This is a genomic window from Achromobacter sp. SLBN-14 (assembly GCF_006715415.1).
In the GTDB taxonomy this organism is placed as follows: domain Bacteria; phylum Pseudomonadota; class Gammaproteobacteria; order Burkholderiales; family Burkholderiaceae_B; genus Achromobacter; species Achromobacter mucicolens.
This window is the reverse complement of record NZ_VFNE01000001.1, coordinates 3,794,034-3,808,288: the sequence shown is the minus strand read 5'-3', so window position 1 is coordinate 3,808,288 and position 14,255 is coordinate 3,794,034. Positions and strand designations below refer to the sequence as shown.

The window sequence follows — 14,255 nt, the reverse complement described above, 5'->3', positions numbered from 1 at the left end:
CTCCTGTGCCTGGGCGGGAATGGGTTCTAATACCCGCCATGGAAAATACGCAAGACATTGAACGCCGGCTGTTGGACCTGGAGGTCAAGGCCAGCTTCTCGGATGATCTTCTGGAGCAGTTGAACCAGATCATCGTCCGCCAGCAACAGCAGATCGACCGGCTCATGCGCGAGGTCGCCGACCTGCGCCAGCAGGCGCCCGAGGGCGCAGCCCCTTTTCGCAGCCTGCGCGACGAACTGCCGCCGCACTACTGATCGCGAAGCCTGAAGGCGCTGCAGCCTGGTCATCCTACCCAAGGGTCCTGGCTGGCGCATCCGCCATAGGGGCGCGCCCGCGCCCGCAGCGAATATCGTGCCCGCTGCGCGGGGGCCATCGGGTTCTTGGCCGCGGCTCGTCGAAGCGGCCGGTGCGCGCCGGCGACGCCGAGACTATCTCACGACCAAACGTTCCATCAGCGGCATCAAAGCCTGAAATACGGCCAGAATTTTCCGTTGATGGAATTATCTTTTACGGATATCCGGGTTTATCCGCATTCTAGATCGGCGCAAGATTCAGCCATCGGGAAACAGCAACGAACCACGACGGAAAGGCCGCCGTATTCGCTCCCAGGCTCTAGAAATCGGAGGTTTACCATGAAGACCCTTGCAACCGCTGTGATGTTTTCGCTGGCTGCACTGAGCGCCGGCGCCTACGCCTCGCCCAACATCGAACCCAACAACGTGCCCTTCCAGGGTGTCTATGGCACCCCCTACGAAGGTCCGACCCGCGCCCAGGTGCAGGCCGAACTGGCCGCCGCGAAGGCCGCCGCCAAGGCCGCCGGGATCAACACCAACGCCGAACCGAACAACACGCCCTTCCAGGGTGTCTACGGCACGCCGTACACGGGCAAGACCCGCGCCGAGGTCCAGGCCGAACTGGCCGCCGCGAAGGCCGCGGGCCAGGTGTCCAACGTGGAACCGAATGACATGCCGTTCGCGGGCGTGTATCGCGGCAACTGAAGCGGCGCAGATTTACCCTCCCCTTGTTGTATGTTGGCCGCCCGGTTGGGCGGCCTTTTTTTGGCGTACTATCGGCTCAGATTCATGATGCAGACTCGCTTACCGCCAAACCGGCTGTTCACATCAGGGAGCCCATCTTGATATACCCCCGCGTTCTTGCCGCGTTGCTGCTGTCCGGCGGCATGGCGTCGGTGGCGGTTGCCGCCCCGCCCGTCATGCTCAACGACGCCCTCATCACCCAGATATCCAAGGCCGACCGCGCCTCGTTCCACGAAGCCGTGGCGCAAGCGCTGAACAGCTCGGCCGACGGCCAGAGCACCGAATGGAAAAGCGCGCACCAGCCCAAGCGTGCGGCGCCGATCACGGTGCAGCTGACTCCCAAGCAGACCACCCGCGCCGGCAACGACCGGGTTTGCCGCTTCCTGGTGGGCAACTTTGCGCGGACCAGCACCACGGAAACGTGGCAGTTCTGGTTCTGCAAACAGCCCGACGGCACCTGGAAGGCCAGCGCCAACTAGGCCGCCCGGCGCCCCCCGAAGAAAAATGCGCGCCAGCCCCGTAAGGGGTGGCGCGCATTGTCATGCCCGCGCAAGACGCGCGGGCTGGTGAAGGCCGATCAGGCGCCTTCGACGCGGTTGGCGTCCAGCACGGTCATGGCCGTCATGTTGATGATGCGTCGCACGGTGGAGCTGTTGGTCAGGATGTGCACGGGGGCATTGGCGCCCAGCAGGAACGGACCCACCGCCACATTGCCGCCCGCGGCGGTCTTGAGCAGGTTGTAGGCGATGTTGCCCGAGTCCACGTTCGGGCACACCAGCAGGTTGGCTTCGCCTTTCAGCGTGGAGGACGGCAGGATGCGCATGCGCAGCGCCTCGTCCAGCGCGCAGTCGCCGTGCATTTCGCCGTCGATTTCAAGTTCGGGCGCGGATTCGCGGACCAGTTCCAGCGCGCGGCGCATCTTTTCGCCGGAGGCCGAGCTGCCCGAGCCGAAGTTCGAACGCGACAGCAGCGCGACCTTTGGCGCCAGGTTCATGCGCGCCATTTCCTGGGCGGCCATGATGGTGAATTCGGCGATCTGCTCGGCCGTGGGATCGTCGTTCACGTGCGTGTCCACCAGCACCACCGTGCGCTCGTCGAGCAGCAGGATGTTCATGGCGGCATACACGTTGTGGCCGGGGCTGCGGCCGATCACTTCGTCCACGAAACGCAGGTGGTCGTGGTACGCGCCCACCGTGCCGCAAACCATGCCGTCGGCATCGCCCAGGTGCACCATCATCGCGCCGATCAGCGTCAGGCGGCGGCGCATTTCCACGCGTGCCATTTCCTTGGTGATGCCGCGGCGGCTCATCAGTTCCCAATACGTCGTCCAGTACTGATGGAAGCGCTCGTCGTATTCGGGGTTGGTGACTTCGACGTCCTCGCCCAGACGCAGGCGCAGGCCGAATTTTTCGATGCGCGAGAGCAGCACGGCGGGACGGCCCACCAGGATGGGACGCGCCAGGCCCTCGTCGACGATGACCTGCACCGCGCGCAGCACGCGTTCGTCTTCGCCTTCGGTGAAGACGATGCGCGCCTTACCGCCCGAACGCACGATGCGCTTGGCGGCCGAGAACAGCGGCTTCATGAACGCGCCCGAGTGATACACGAACTGCTGCAGTTGTTCTTCGTAGGCTTCCAGGTCGGCCAGCGGACGCGTCGCAACGCCGCCTTCCATCGCGGCCTTGGCGACGGCGGGCGCGATGCGCACGATGAGGCGCGGATCGAACGGCTTGGGGATCAGGTATTCAGGGCCGAACGAGATGTCATACGTGCCGTAGGCAGCAGCGACGACTTCGTTCTGCTCTTCTTCGGCCAGGTCGGCGATGGCATGCACCGCCGCCATTTCCATCTCGCGCGTGATGGTCGTGGCGCCCACGTCCAGCGCGCCGCGGAAGATGTACGGAAAGCACAGCACGTTGTTGACCTGGTTCGGATAGTCCGACCGGCCCGTGGCCATCACCACGTCGTCGCGCACGCCGTGCGCCACTTCCGGCAGGATTTCCGGCGTGGGGTTGGCCAGCGCCAGGATCAGCGGACGCGGCCCCATGGCGGCAACCATTTCCGGCTTGAGTACGCCGCCGGCCGACAGGCCCAGGAACACGTCCGCGCCGCCGATCACTTCGGCCAGCTTGCGGGCGTCGGTCTTTTGCGCAAAACGCGCCTTGTCCGGGTCCATCAGCGTGGTGCGGCCTTCATAGACCACGCCTTCGATGTCGGTCACCCAGATGTTTTCCAGCGGCAGGCCCAGGTCCACCATCAGGTCCAGGCACGCCAGCGCCGCAGCGCCCGCGCCGGACGTGACCACCTTGACCTGCTTGATGTCCTTGCCCACGACCTTCAGGCCGTTGATGAAGGCCGCCGACACGGTAATGGCGGTGCCGTGCTGGTCGTCGTGAAAAACCGGAATCTTCATGCGCTCGCGCAGCTTGCGCTCGACGGTGAAGCATTCCGGCGCCTTGATGTCTTCGAGGTTGATGCCGCCGAAGGTGGCTTCCAGGCCGGCAATGATCTCGACCAGCTTGTCCGGGTCGGTCTCGTTGATTTCGATGTCAAAGACATCCAGGCCGGCGAACTTCTTGAACAGCACGGCCTTGCCTTCCATGACGGGCTTGGAGGCCAGCGCGCCGATGTTGCCCAGGCCCAGCACCGCGGTGCCGTTGGTGATGACGCCCACCAGGTTGCCGCGCGCCGTGTAGCGGTACACGTTGGCCGGATCGGCCACGATTTCCTCGCAGGCCGCCGCCACGCCGGGCGAATACGCCAGCGCCAGGTCGCGCTGGTTGACGAGCGGCTTGGACGCCACGACAGAGATCTTTCCCGGGGTGGGGAACTCGTGATAGTCCAGGGCTGCCTGGCGGTCGGAGGGGTTGTTCATGGGCTGTGGCCTCGCTGTCTTGAATGAGCAAAATTCTAGGCGTTAAGACATAAGGCGATCATTCGGATTTAATATTGTTCCATTATGTTTTCCTAATGCCTTGTCTATGACAGCCTTCGACCCGGATGCCGTCTTCCGGAAACTGACCTCGCGCCTGAAGATGCGCCACCTGATGCTGCTGCTGCAAATCGAGCAGCACGGATCGCTGACCCGGGTGGCCGAACACATGGCGACCAGCCAGCCGGCCGTGACCAACGCACTGGCCGAACTGGAAAGCATGTTCGGCGTGCCGCTGTTCGACCGTTCCGTGCGGGGCATGACGCCCACGCCGATGGGCGCGGTGGTGCTGGCGCGCGCCCGCGGGCTGGTGCACGATCTGGGGCATCTGGTGCAGGAAATGGAAACGGTCGCGGCCGGGCACGCCGCCCACCTGCACATCGGCGTCATCCCCTTCGTGTCGGGCCAGATGCTGTCGGCGGCCATCGGCCGCACGCTGCCGCAGGGCCGGCAGCTCACGGCCACCATCCACGAAGGCCAGGGGCCGGCCCTGCTGCGCCAGCTGCGTGACCACACGTTGGACGTGGTGGTGGGCTGGGCCACGCCTTCGGTGGACCTGACCCATATCGGCTTCGAGGTCCTGTATCACCAGCAGCCGCGCCTGATCGCCAGCCGCCGGCTGGCCGCGCGTCTGGGCCGGTCGCGCCTGGAATGGAACCGGCTGGCCGACCTGGACTGGATCCTGGGCACGCCGGGCAGCCCGATCCGCGAGCAGGTGGCCGACATCTTTCTGCGGGCCGGCCTGGCGCCCCCGCCGCCGTCCGTGCAAAGCGACTCGTCCAAACTGATTGGCGAAATGATCGTGGCCAGCGACCGCGCCGTCACGATCCTGCCGGCCGACATCGCCGACGAACTGGTCCGCATCGCGGGCGCGGCCATCGTGCCGTACTCGTTCGATTGGACGCTGCCGCCGATCTCGCTTTTCACGCGGTCCGATGGCTTGCGGCGCAACGTCGAAGCCCTTTTCGCCGCCGCCTTGCGCGAGGTCTATCTGAAGGGCGCCCGCCCGCCGCTCTGATCGTCCACGGGCAGTTGGCCGTCGTATCATGGACGCCGGACTGACGCGTGCGGCCCCCGACCCCCGGCCCGGCCACGGCGCCGGTCCTCCCGGGAGGCCGTCGCAATGACGCAGGCGCACACGCAGGCTCCGCAAACTCCTCGCCCCTGGCACCAGCTCTCCGTCGACGAGACGCTGGACGCGCAGGTGACCAGCCCGTCGGGCCTGACGCAGGACCAGATCCGGCGCAGGCAGGAAACCCACGGCCTGAATGCCCTGCCCCCGCCCGCCCGCCGCAGCGCCTGGCTGCGCTTTCTGGGCCACTTCAACGACGTGCTGATCTACATCCTGCTGGCGGCGGCCGTGGTGACGGCGCTGATGGCCCATTGGCTGGACACGATCGTCATCCTGGCCGTGGCCGTCATCAACGCGGTCATCGGCTACGTGCAGGAAAGCCGCGCCGAACGCTCGCTGGACGGCATCCGCAACATGCTGTCGAACCACGCCCGCGTGGTGCGCGACGGCCAGAAGGAAGAGATCGACGCCCGCGACCTGGTGCCGGGCGACATCGTGATCCTGCGTCCCGGCGACAAGATCCCGGCCGACGTGCGGCTCTTTGACACCCACAACTTCCGCGTCGAGGAATCGATGCTGACCGGCGAGTCCACCGTCGTCGAGAAGCACGATGCGCCGCTGCCCGGCGAGGCGCCGCTGGGCGACCGCCTGAACCTGGGCTTCTCGGGCACGAACGTCAGCGCGGGCAACGCGCGCGGCATCGTCGTGGCCACCGGCAGCGACACCGAGATCGGCCACATCAACCGGATGATGAGCAACGTGCGGACGCTGCAGACGCCGCTGCTGCGGCAGATGCAGCTGCTGGGCAAGCGCATCTTCCAGGTGGTGCTGGTGATGGTGGCGGCGCTGTTCGTGCTGGGCCGCTACGTGCTGGACATGCCCCTGCCCGACCTGCTGTTGTCGCTGATCAGCATCGCGGTGGCCTCGGTGCCCGAAGGGCTGCCGGCCATCATCTCGATCATCCTGTCGCTGGGCGTGCAGCGCATGGCGCGCAATCGCGCCATCATCCGCAAGCTGCCCACCGTGGAAACGCTGGGCGCGATGACGGTGATCTGCTCGGACAAGACCGGCACGTTGACCATGAACGAGATGACCGCCAAGAATGTGCTGCTGGCGCAGGGCGTCTATCGTGTGTCGGGCGACAACTACCGCCCGGTCGGCGAGGTCACCCGCGAGTCCGACGGCATGCCGGTGGACTGGAGCCAGGAGGACGCGCTGACGCGCTTCGTGCGCGCGGCGGCCATTTGCAACGACAGCCAGCTGCACGAAGACGCCGACGGGCAGTGGCGCATCGTGGGCGGGCCCACCGAAGGCGCCATGATGGTGCTAGCCGCCAAGGCGGGCCAGGGCCTGGATGGCGTGGCCAAGCATGGCAAGGTGCCGTTCGACTCGGGCTACAAATACATGGCGCGCCGGTGCGACGACCACGGCCAGAACGTCATCTACGTCACCGGCGCGCCCGACGTGCTGTTTCAGTTGTGCGCGCAGGAACAGGGCGAAGACAGACCGCAGCCGTTGCGGCTGGATTATTGGGAAAGCGGGCTGCAAGCCTTTGCGCACGAGGGCCTGCGCACGTTGGCTGCCGCCTACAAGCCCGGCGCCGCCGGCGCCACGGCACTGGACCATCCGGATTTCCAGACCGGCCTGATACTGCTGGGCGTGGCCGGCATCATGGATCCGCCCCGGCCCGAGGCCATCGAGGCCATCGCGCAGTGCAACCAGGCCGGCATCCGCGTGAAGATGATCACCGGAGACCATCCCGAAACCGCGCTGGCCATCGGGACGATGCTGGGCATGACGCACGTCAGCGAGGCGGTGACCGGCGCGCAGCTGGAGCGGACCAGCGACGAAGCGCTGGCTGCGCTGGCGCGCGACCACGACATCTTTGCCCGCACCAGTCCCGAGCACAAGCTGCGCCTGGTGCGCGCGTTGCAGGCGATGGGCGAAGTGGTCGGCATGACGGGCGACGGCGTCAACGACGCGCCCGCGCTCAAGCAGGCGGACGTGGGCGTGGCCATGGGCATCAAGGGCACCGAGGTCACCAAGGAAGCCGCCGACATGGTGCTGGCGGACGACAACTTCGCCTCGATTGCCTACGCGGTGCGCGAAGGGCGCCGCGTCTACGACAACCTGAGAAAGACGATCCTCTTCATCCTGCCGACCAATCTGGCGCAAGGGCTGCTCGTCATCGCGGCGCTGCTGGCGGGCGCGCAGGCGCCGCTGACGCCCCTGCAGATCCTGTGGATGAACATGGCCACCTCCATCACGCTGGCCTTTGGCCTGGCGTTCGAACCGGCCGAGCCCGGCGTGATGCAGCGCGCGCCGCGCGATCCGGCCAAGTCCATCCTGGACGCCTTCGCCATCTGGCGCATCGCCTTCGTGGGGCTGCTTTTCATGGCGTCGGCCTTCGTCATCGAAAAGAGCCTGATCGCCGCCGGCCGCGATCCGGACTTCATCCGCACGGTCATCCTGCAGACGCTGGTGACGGCGCAATGGACCTACCTGTTCAACTGCCGCCTGCAGGACCGCTTTCCGCTTACGCCCAGCATGTTCCGCAACAAGGCGCTTTGGCTGGTGACGATCATGCTGGGCGTGCTGCAAGGCGCGCTGATCTACCTGCCCGTGATGAACCGCGTCTTTGGCACCGTGCCGCTGCCGCCGGAGTACTGGACGCTGACTCTGGTGGCCGCCGGCATCCTGTTCTGCGTGGTCGAGGCCGAGAAGCTGGTGCTGCGCATGTGGCGGGCGCGGCGCGACCGCGTGGCGCTGGCGCAGCGAACGGCGGCGTGAAGCGTCCGGCGGCGTAAGGCGCCCGCCCACGAAAATGCCAACAAATGTAAAGCCCGCGGCCGCAAGGCCGTGTGCGCTCCTATACTTGCGCCCGCCAAGTTTCACGCAGGAGGGCACGCAGCGTGTTCACCATCTCGCCAATCCTTGCGAGCCGCCGCGCGCTTACCGCCGTGGGCATCGCCGCGCTGACCGCGCTTTCCGGCTGCAGCTCGATGCTCGGCGAAGGCACGGGCGCCGCGGCCGGTATCGCCGGCACGGCCATCGCCAATAAAGTCACGGACAACGCTACCGTCGCCACCGGCATCGGCCTGGGCGTGCAGGCCGGCGCCAAGGCCGCGCTGGCCTATGCGCAGCGCCAGACCCGCGGCGAAGAACAGGACGCCATCGCCAAGGCCGCCGGCCCGCTCGCGGTGGGCAAGGTCGCCAGTTGGAACGTCAAGCACAAGCTGCCCATCGAAGACGACGCGCGGGGCCAGGTCACCGTCAGCCGGCTGATCGGCGGCGGCGATCTCCAATGCAAGGAGGTGGTGTTCTCGGTGGACACCCCCGCCGACAAGCCCGGCGCCGATCCCGAGCGCGAGTTCTACGTCACGACCGTCTGCCGCGACGGCGAACACTGGCGCTGGGCCAGCGCCGAACCGGCGACCGCCCGCTGGGGTTCGCTCCAGTGACGCGCGCGTTTGGGATGCTGGCGCTGGCCGCCAGCCTCGCGCTCGCGGGCTGCCAGAGTTCGTCCATCGGTCCGGCCACGGGCGCGGTGGTCGGCACGCTGAGCGGCGCGGCCACGGCCAATCCCGTCGCCGGCTTCGCCATCGGCGTATCGGTGCAGGCCGTGGTCGACGCCACGGTGAAGTACGTGTTGCGCGAGTGGAAGAACGACCAGCAGAACGTGATGGCCAACGCGGTGGGCGCGCTGCCCCTGGGCGAAGTCCGGCAATGGCAGGTCAAGCGCACGCTGGCGGTGGGCAACGAGCGCGGCAGCATCCAGGCGGTGCGCGACATCAAGACGCCGCTGGCGCATTGCCGCGAGGTGCTGTTCACGGTCGAGGTCGAAGGCGCCGCCCCGGCCTACGCCAGCACGATCTGCCAGCGCCCGGACGGCCAATGGAAGTGGGCCGCTGCCGAGCCCTCGGTGGCGCGCTGGAACGGGCTGCAATAGCCCGCTTGAATGGGCCAAACGCCGGGCGGCAGCTACCCCCGGCTGAAGGCCAGCGCGAACTCGTCGGAAAAGATGTCGGCCAGCGCGTGCCGCAGGGCCGCGGCGCGCTCGGCGCCGTAGGCGGCCTCGAAACGGTTCTGCGCGTCCTTCCACAGGCGGCGCGACTCGGCCAGCTTCGCGCGGCCGGTCTCGGTCAGTTCGACCCGGCGGCTGCGGCCGTCCAGCGGGTCGCGCATCATGCGCACGTAGCCGTCGCGCTGCAGGGGCTTGAGGTTGTGGGCCAGCGCAGACCGGTCCAGCACCATTGCGCGGGCCAGATCCGTCATCGAGGGCGAACCTGCGCGCGCGATGTGCACCAGGATTGAATGCTGCGACACTTTCAGCCCGCAGGGCGCCAGCACCGTGTCGTACAACTGGGACACGCGGCGCGTCGCCTTGCGCAACGCCGCGCCGTTGCAGATGAGCGGATCCGGAGGAACGGCGGGGCCAGGGAGCGGGGCGTCGGACATGGCGAGCGGCGAAGGAAAGTGTGCGGGCAAGGACATAACGCTAACGCCGGGGCAGGCCCCGCGTCCAGCGCGATATTGACAGATATTGGCATATGCACGTAAATTTTGCCGACCCCTTTCACCGGCCCGTCCCATGACCGCGACCGTTCCGCCTCGCCCCGCCAATGCGCGTTTGCAGGCCATGCTGCACGCCCCCATCGCGCCCACGCTCGCGCGGCTGGCGTGGCCCAACATCCTGATGATGCTGGCGCAGTCGTCCACCGGCCTGATCGAAACCTGGTTTCTCGCGCGCTTGGGCACGCCGGTGCTGGCGGGCGTGGCGCTGGTCGTGCCGGTCCTGATGCTGATGCAGAACATGTCGCAGGGCGCAATGGGCGGCGGCATATCCGCGGCGGTGGCGCGGGCGCTGGGCGGCGGCCGCCAGCAAGAGGCGGATCAGCTCGTGCTGCACGCAGTCGTGCTCAACGCCTTGCTGGGGGTCCTGTTCTGCGTGCTGCTGCTGGCCTTCGGTCCGGCGCTGTACCGGGCGCTGGGCGCCGAGGGCGCGGCCCTCGATGCGGCGCTGGCTTATTCCAACGTCATCTTCGGCGGCATCGTGCTGATGTGGCTGATGAACGCCTTTGCCAGCGCCATCCGGGGCACCGGCAACATGCTGGTGCCGGGCGCGGTCATCTGCGGCGGCGCGCTGCTGCTGATTCCCCTGTCGCCGTGCCTCATTTTTGGCTGGGGCCCCTTCCCCGCGCTGGGCGTGGCCGGCGGCGGCTGGGCGCTGGTGACCTACTACGCGGTGGGCACGCTCATCCTGGGCGCGTACTGCGCCAGCGGCCGCAACGCGGCGCGGCTCGTGGCCAGCCGGCTGCACGTGACGCTGATGCGCAACATTCTCAGCGTGGGTGCGCTGGCCACCATCAACCCGCTGCTGACCAACGCGCTGGTGGCCCTGACCGCCGCATTGGTGGGCGCCTACGCGGGCGAGGCGGCTGTCGCGGGTTATGGGGTGGCGGTCCGGCTTGAATACCTGCTGATGCCGATTGCATTCGGCCTGGGCGCTCCCATGGTGGCGATGGTGGGCTCCAACATCGGCGCCGGGCAGCCCGAGCGCGCCATGCGCATCGCCTTGACCGGCGGGGCGATGGCTTTCGTGCTGGCCGAGGCGATCGGGCTGGCCGCGGCGTGTTTTCCCGAGGCATGGCTGCGTCTCTTTGGCGCGCAGGATCACATGCTGCAGGCGGGCGCCGACTACTTGCGCACGGTGGGCCCGGTGTACGGATTCTTTGCGCTCGGCTTTTCGCTGTACTTTGCGTCGCAGGGCGCGGGACGGCTGAAGTGGCCATTGACCGCGGGATTCCTGCGGCTGCTCATCGGCATCGGGGCGGGCGGCATTGCGCTGCACCTGACCGGGTCGCTGACCGTGTTCTTCGTGATTGCGGCCGTGGCAATGTGCGTCTACGGCCTGGTCATCCTGGCCGCCGTCGCGTCGGGGTCCTGGTTCGGCCCCGGGCACCTGCCGGGGCGCCGGCTGTTCGCGCGGTGACGCCTGCCGGCGCTTTTTCCGGCGCATTTTCCGGCGCATTTGCCCGTGCATTTCCCGGCGCATCCCGCAACGCATACGCCACCAGCTCGTCCGCGTACGCAGGCAGATCGTCGCGAACGCACAGCACCAGGTCGCGCGCGGCCCAGGGATCGGCCAGGGCCACCCGGCTCACGCCGGCCGCGCGGCCATAGCGCAGGGCCGCTGCCCGCGGCACGATGGCCACGCCCACGCCCTGGCCCACCATCCGGCACACAGCGTCAAAGCTGCGCAGCCGCACGCGATAGGACAGGGGCCTGCCGCTGCGGCGCGCATGATGCGCAATGTGTTCCTGCAGCGCGCTGCCCTGCACCAGTCCCACGAAGTCATGCCCGGCCACGTCCTGCAGCAGCACCTGCGACTGCGCCGCCAGCGGATGGCCGCGCGGCACGATCAGCGTCAGTGGATCGTGCCGGAATATGCGCGTGCGCAAGCCATGCAGGTCGGCCGAGTCCGCCAGCACCCCGATGTCGCACGCGCCCGCCCGCAGCGCGTCGGCGATCTCGTGGCTGAGGCGCTCTTCCAGGTCGACGGAAATATGCGGGCGGTCTTTGAGGAACGCGCCGAGCACGGGCGGCAGGTATTCGCTGAGCGCCGTGGTGTTGCACAGCACGCGAACGTGCCCCTTCAGGCCAGCCCCGTAGTGGTCGAGTTCGCCACGCATGCGGTCGATCTGGCCCAGCACCAGCCGGGCATGGTGGACCAGCGTGCGCCCGGCGGGTGTGACCTGCACGCCGCGCGGCTCGCGCACCAGCAGCGGCACGCCCAGCGCGTCTTCCATGCCGCGGATGCGCTCGCTGGCCGAGGCCAGCGTCATGTGCGAACGCCCCGCGCCCGCCGTGATGGAGCCGGTTTCGTGCACATTCAGAAATAGGCGAAGGTCGGTCAGGTCGAAACGCATGGAAAAAAGCGTAGCACGCGAGCCTCAGGCGCATCCATAGGCTGGGTAAGCCAGATCCCGATAGGTGTAGCGGGGCGCGATCGGCAGAATGTGTTCACCCCCCTTCAGAACAGGCGAAACACATGAACCTCGCACCCTTGCGTACCCGCGCCGCGCGCTGGACGGGCGCCGCCGCGATCGCACTCGCGCTGCCGGCCTCAGGCGTGGCCGAAGCGAACAACGGCCTTGGCGGCGCCATCACGCCCGCCCAACAATACGCGCTGGCGCTGGAAGCGCAGACCCAGGGCGATCATGCCGCGATGCTGGCGTGGCTGCGCGCCGCGGCGCGCGGGGACCACGCGCCCGCGCAACGGATGCTGGGCGTCGTCCTGATCGCCGGCCCGGCGTTATATGGTCCATCGCTGCCCGCCGATCTGTGCGAAGGACGCGCGTGGCTGCTGCGCGCCGCCCGCCAGAAGGAGGGCCCGTCGCAGGACGTGGTCTATGCCTTGTTCGGCCGGCCCAAGGATGCGCTGACCGCGCACTGCGAGCCCGCATGAATCTCTTGGATCCGGTTTTGCTGGCCGCCGTTGTCGCGGTGTTTGTCCTGGCCGGCGTGGTCAAGGGCGTGGTCGGCCTGGGCCTGCCCACGATTTCCATGGCGCTGTTGGCGCTGGTGATGGCGCCCGCGCAGGCGGCGGCGCTGCTCATCGTGCCGTCGCTCATCACCAACCTGTGGCAGGCGCGGCCGTGGGTCACGCTGCGGGCGGTGCTTGGCCGGATCGCGGGCATGCAGGCGGGCGTCTGCGCCGGGACGGTGGCGGGCGCGCTGTGGCTGGGTCCGCCTTCGGGCGAGTGGGCGGGCATCTGCCTGGGATTGGCGCTGGTGGCCTATGCCGGGTGGGGACTGTTTGGCGCGCCGCGCATGGTGCAGCCCCGTCACGAACCCTGGCTGGGCATCGCCACCGGCGCCGTTACTGGCGTCATCACGGCGGCCACGGGCGTCTTCGTCATCCCCGCCGTGCCGTATCTGCAGGCGCTGAACCTGGACAAGAACGCGCTCATCCAGGCCATGGGAATTTCGTTCACAGTGTCGACCGTCGCGCTTGCCGCGGGGCTGTGGCTCAACGGCGGCTACACGGCAGGCGCGGCAAGCGCGTCCCTTCTGATGCTGCTGCCCGCGCTGGCCGGCATGGCCTTGGGGCAACGGCTGCGCAACCGGATGTCCGCACGCACCTTCAAGCTGTGCTTAATGGTCAGCCTGGCGCTGCTGGGCGCCTATCAGGCCGGACGCGGTCTGCTGGGCGTCTAGGCGGCCAGCCGTCTTGCGTCGGCAAAACCGATCGAGACCGACATCTCGCGCCAGCGCGCCAGCTCCTGCTGCACCGACTGGATCTTGCTGCGCGCCTGGTCGAAGGAATCGCGGCCCAGGAACAGATGCAGCGGCGCGTATTGCGCCTGCGCGGCATCGATCAGCGCTTGCGCCGCCTTGGCCGGATCGCCGCTCTGATCCCACCCCTGCGCGCCGCGCGCGGAAAGCTCTGGCGACACCTCGGATTCGCCTGTGCGCATCGCCCCGGGATAGACGAGCGAAACCCGGATGCCCAGCGGCGCGGCTTCGGCGGCCAAGGATTCGGTCAGCCCGCTGACGGCGAACTTGGCAGCGCTGTAGGCGCCCCATTCCGTCGTGCGCCCGTCGAAGCCCAGGATGGACGAAATGTTGAACACATGCCCGCCGCGCTGCGCGCGCAGGCGCGGCATCACGGCGCGGATGACGTTCAGCACCCCGAACACGTGGGTATCGAACGTGCCGCGCAACTGCGCGTCGGTCAACCTGTCGAGCGCGCCCTGCACCCCTTGCCCGGCGCCATTCACCACCACGTCGATGCCGCCGAACGCGGCGACGGCGGCATCGACGGCGCGGCGCGCCGCGCGCTCGTCGGCCAGGTTGACCGTCAGCGGCAGGAACCGCCCTTCGAGCTTGGCGCCCACCGCCTCCAGCAACGCATCGCCATCACCCGAGGTGGCGGCCACCTTGTGTCCCTGGTCCAGCAGCATTTTGACCAGGGTGATGCCCAGGCCCGCCGATACGTCCGTCACCAACCAGATTTTTTCGGTATTCATGCGATTCCCTTTCCTTGCTTGCGGCGGCCGGCAAGATGCCGTGCCGCCCGGCCGATGCCGCCGCGCTTGGCAAAACCACGGCCGGCGCGGCCCTGGACAGGATAGTAAGAATCGCCCGCGCGGGCGTACAGGCAGGATCTTGCGTGAAACCTGCCTATTTCTACGGCAATGCGATATGGCGG

At 67.9% G+C, this 14,255-nt stretch carries 14 protein-coding genes; 10 read left to right on the top strand and 4 right to left on the bottom strand.

From position 1 onward, the window contains the following. The first annotated feature begins 38 nt into the window (after positions 1-38). The 3 genes from FBY20_RS17260 to FBY20_RS17250 all read left to right on the top strand — a co-directional run bounded on the left by FBY20_RS17260 (position 39) and on the right by FBY20_RS17250 (position 1,516). Positions 39-254, top strand: coding sequence for a SlyX family protein (locus FBY20_RS17260; protein ID WP_056326323.1), 216 nt, complete (start codon positions 39-41; stop codon positions 252-254). A gap of 378 nt (positions 255-632) precedes the next feature. After that, a complete protein-coding gene (locus tag FBY20_RS17255; RefSeq protein WP_056326321.1) occupies positions 633-998 on the top strand; it encodes a DUF4148 domain-containing protein in 366 nt (121 codons plus the stop codon). Between the two features lie 137 nt (positions 999-1,135). Then, complete coding sequence (locus FBY20_RS17250; protein WP_142053645.1) at positions 1,136-1,516, top strand: hypothetical protein; 381 nt, start codon at positions 1,136-1,138, stop codon at positions 1,514-1,516. A 98-nt stretch (positions 1,517-1,614) separates the two neighbouring features. On the opposite strand, the gene FBY20_RS17245 is transcribed toward FBY20_RS17250, so the two are convergent. Beyond that, positions 1,615-3,912, bottom strand: a complete 2,298-nt coding sequence (locus FBY20_RS17245; RefSeq protein WP_128827249.1) for an NADP-dependent malic enzyme — start codon at positions 3,910-3,912, stop codon at positions 1,615-1,617. A 106-nt stretch (positions 3,913-4,018) separates the two neighbouring features. On the opposite strand from FBY20_RS17245, the gene FBY20_RS17240 reads away from it, so the two are divergent. The 4 genes from FBY20_RS17240 to FBY20_RS17225 all read left to right on the top strand — a co-directional run bounded on the left by FBY20_RS17240 (position 4,019) and on the right by FBY20_RS17225 (position 8,990). Next, positions 4,019-4,987, top strand: coding sequence for a LysR substrate-binding domain-containing protein (locus FBY20_RS17240; protein ID WP_056326315.1), 969 nt, complete (start codon positions 4,019-4,021; stop codon positions 4,985-4,987). Positions 4,988-5,092: 105 nt separating this feature from the next. Continuing rightward, positions 5,093-7,831: a cation-transporting P-type ATPase gene (locus FBY20_RS17235; protein WP_142053643.1), complete on the top strand. Its 2,739-nt coding sequence runs from the start codon at positions 5,093-5,095 to the stop codon at positions 7,829-7,831. 122 nt (positions 7,832-7,953) lie between these two features. Further along, positions 7,954-8,502, top strand: coding sequence for a hypothetical protein (locus FBY20_RS17230; RefSeq protein ID WP_142053641.1), 549 nt, complete (start codon positions 7,954-7,956; stop codon positions 8,500-8,502). Next, entirely contained in the window at positions 8,499-8,990 is a 492-nt protein-coding gene (locus FBY20_RS17225; RefSeq protein WP_255452386.1) for a hypothetical protein, read from the top strand. Before FBY20_RS17230 ends, FBY20_RS17225 begins: the two co-directional genes overlap by 4 nt. Positions 8,991-9,022: 32 nt before the next feature. Here the strand turns inward: FBY20_RS17225 and FBY20_RS17220 are convergent, their stop codons facing one another. Further along, on the bottom strand, positions 9,023-9,499 hold the full coding sequence (locus FBY20_RS17220) for a MarR family winged helix-turn-helix transcriptional regulator (RefSeq protein WP_056326992.1): 477 nt from the start codon (positions 9,497-9,499) through the stop codon (positions 9,023-9,025). A gap of 133 nt (positions 9,500-9,632) precedes the next feature. On the opposite strand from FBY20_RS17220, the gene FBY20_RS17215 reads away from it, so the two are divergent. Further along, a complete protein-coding gene (locus FBY20_RS17215; RefSeq protein ID WP_142053640.1) occupies positions 9,633-11,033 on the top strand; it encodes an MATE family efflux transporter in 1,401 nt (466 codons plus the stop codon). Here FBY20_RS17215 and FBY20_RS17210 read toward each other — a convergent pair. Continuing rightward, positions 10,957-11,970 (bottom strand): LysR family transcriptional regulator, encoded by a 1,014-nt coding sequence (locus FBY20_RS17210; RefSeq protein ID WP_142053638.1) that lies wholly within the window; start codon positions 11,968-11,970, stop codon positions 10,957-10,959. The genes FBY20_RS17215 and FBY20_RS17210 overlap by 77 nt on opposite strands. 122 nt (positions 11,971-12,092) lie before the next feature. Between FBY20_RS17210 and FBY20_RS17205 the strand changes: the two genes are divergently transcribed. After that, positions 12,093-12,509 carry a sel1 repeat family protein gene (locus tag FBY20_RS17205; protein WP_142053636.1) on the top strand — a complete coding sequence of 139 codons (417 nt, stop codon included), beginning with the start codon at positions 12,093-12,095 and terminating at the stop codon, positions 12,507-12,509. Then, on the top strand, positions 12,506-13,261 hold the full coding sequence (locus FBY20_RS17200; RefSeq protein WP_142053634.1) for a sulfite exporter TauE/SafE family protein: 756 nt from the start codon (positions 12,506-12,508) through the stop codon (positions 13,259-13,261). The genes FBY20_RS17205 and FBY20_RS17200 overlap by 4 nt, the downstream gene beginning before the upstream one ends. Here FBY20_RS17200 and FBY20_RS17195 read toward each other — a convergent pair. Continuing rightward, positions 13,258-14,073 (bottom strand): SDR family NAD(P)-dependent oxidoreductase, encoded by an 816-nt coding sequence (locus FBY20_RS17195; RefSeq protein WP_056326294.1) that lies wholly within the window; start codon positions 14,071-14,073, stop codon positions 13,258-13,260. The genes FBY20_RS17200 and FBY20_RS17195 overlap by 4 nt on opposite strands. Positions 14,074-14,255: the final 182 nt, after the last annotated feature.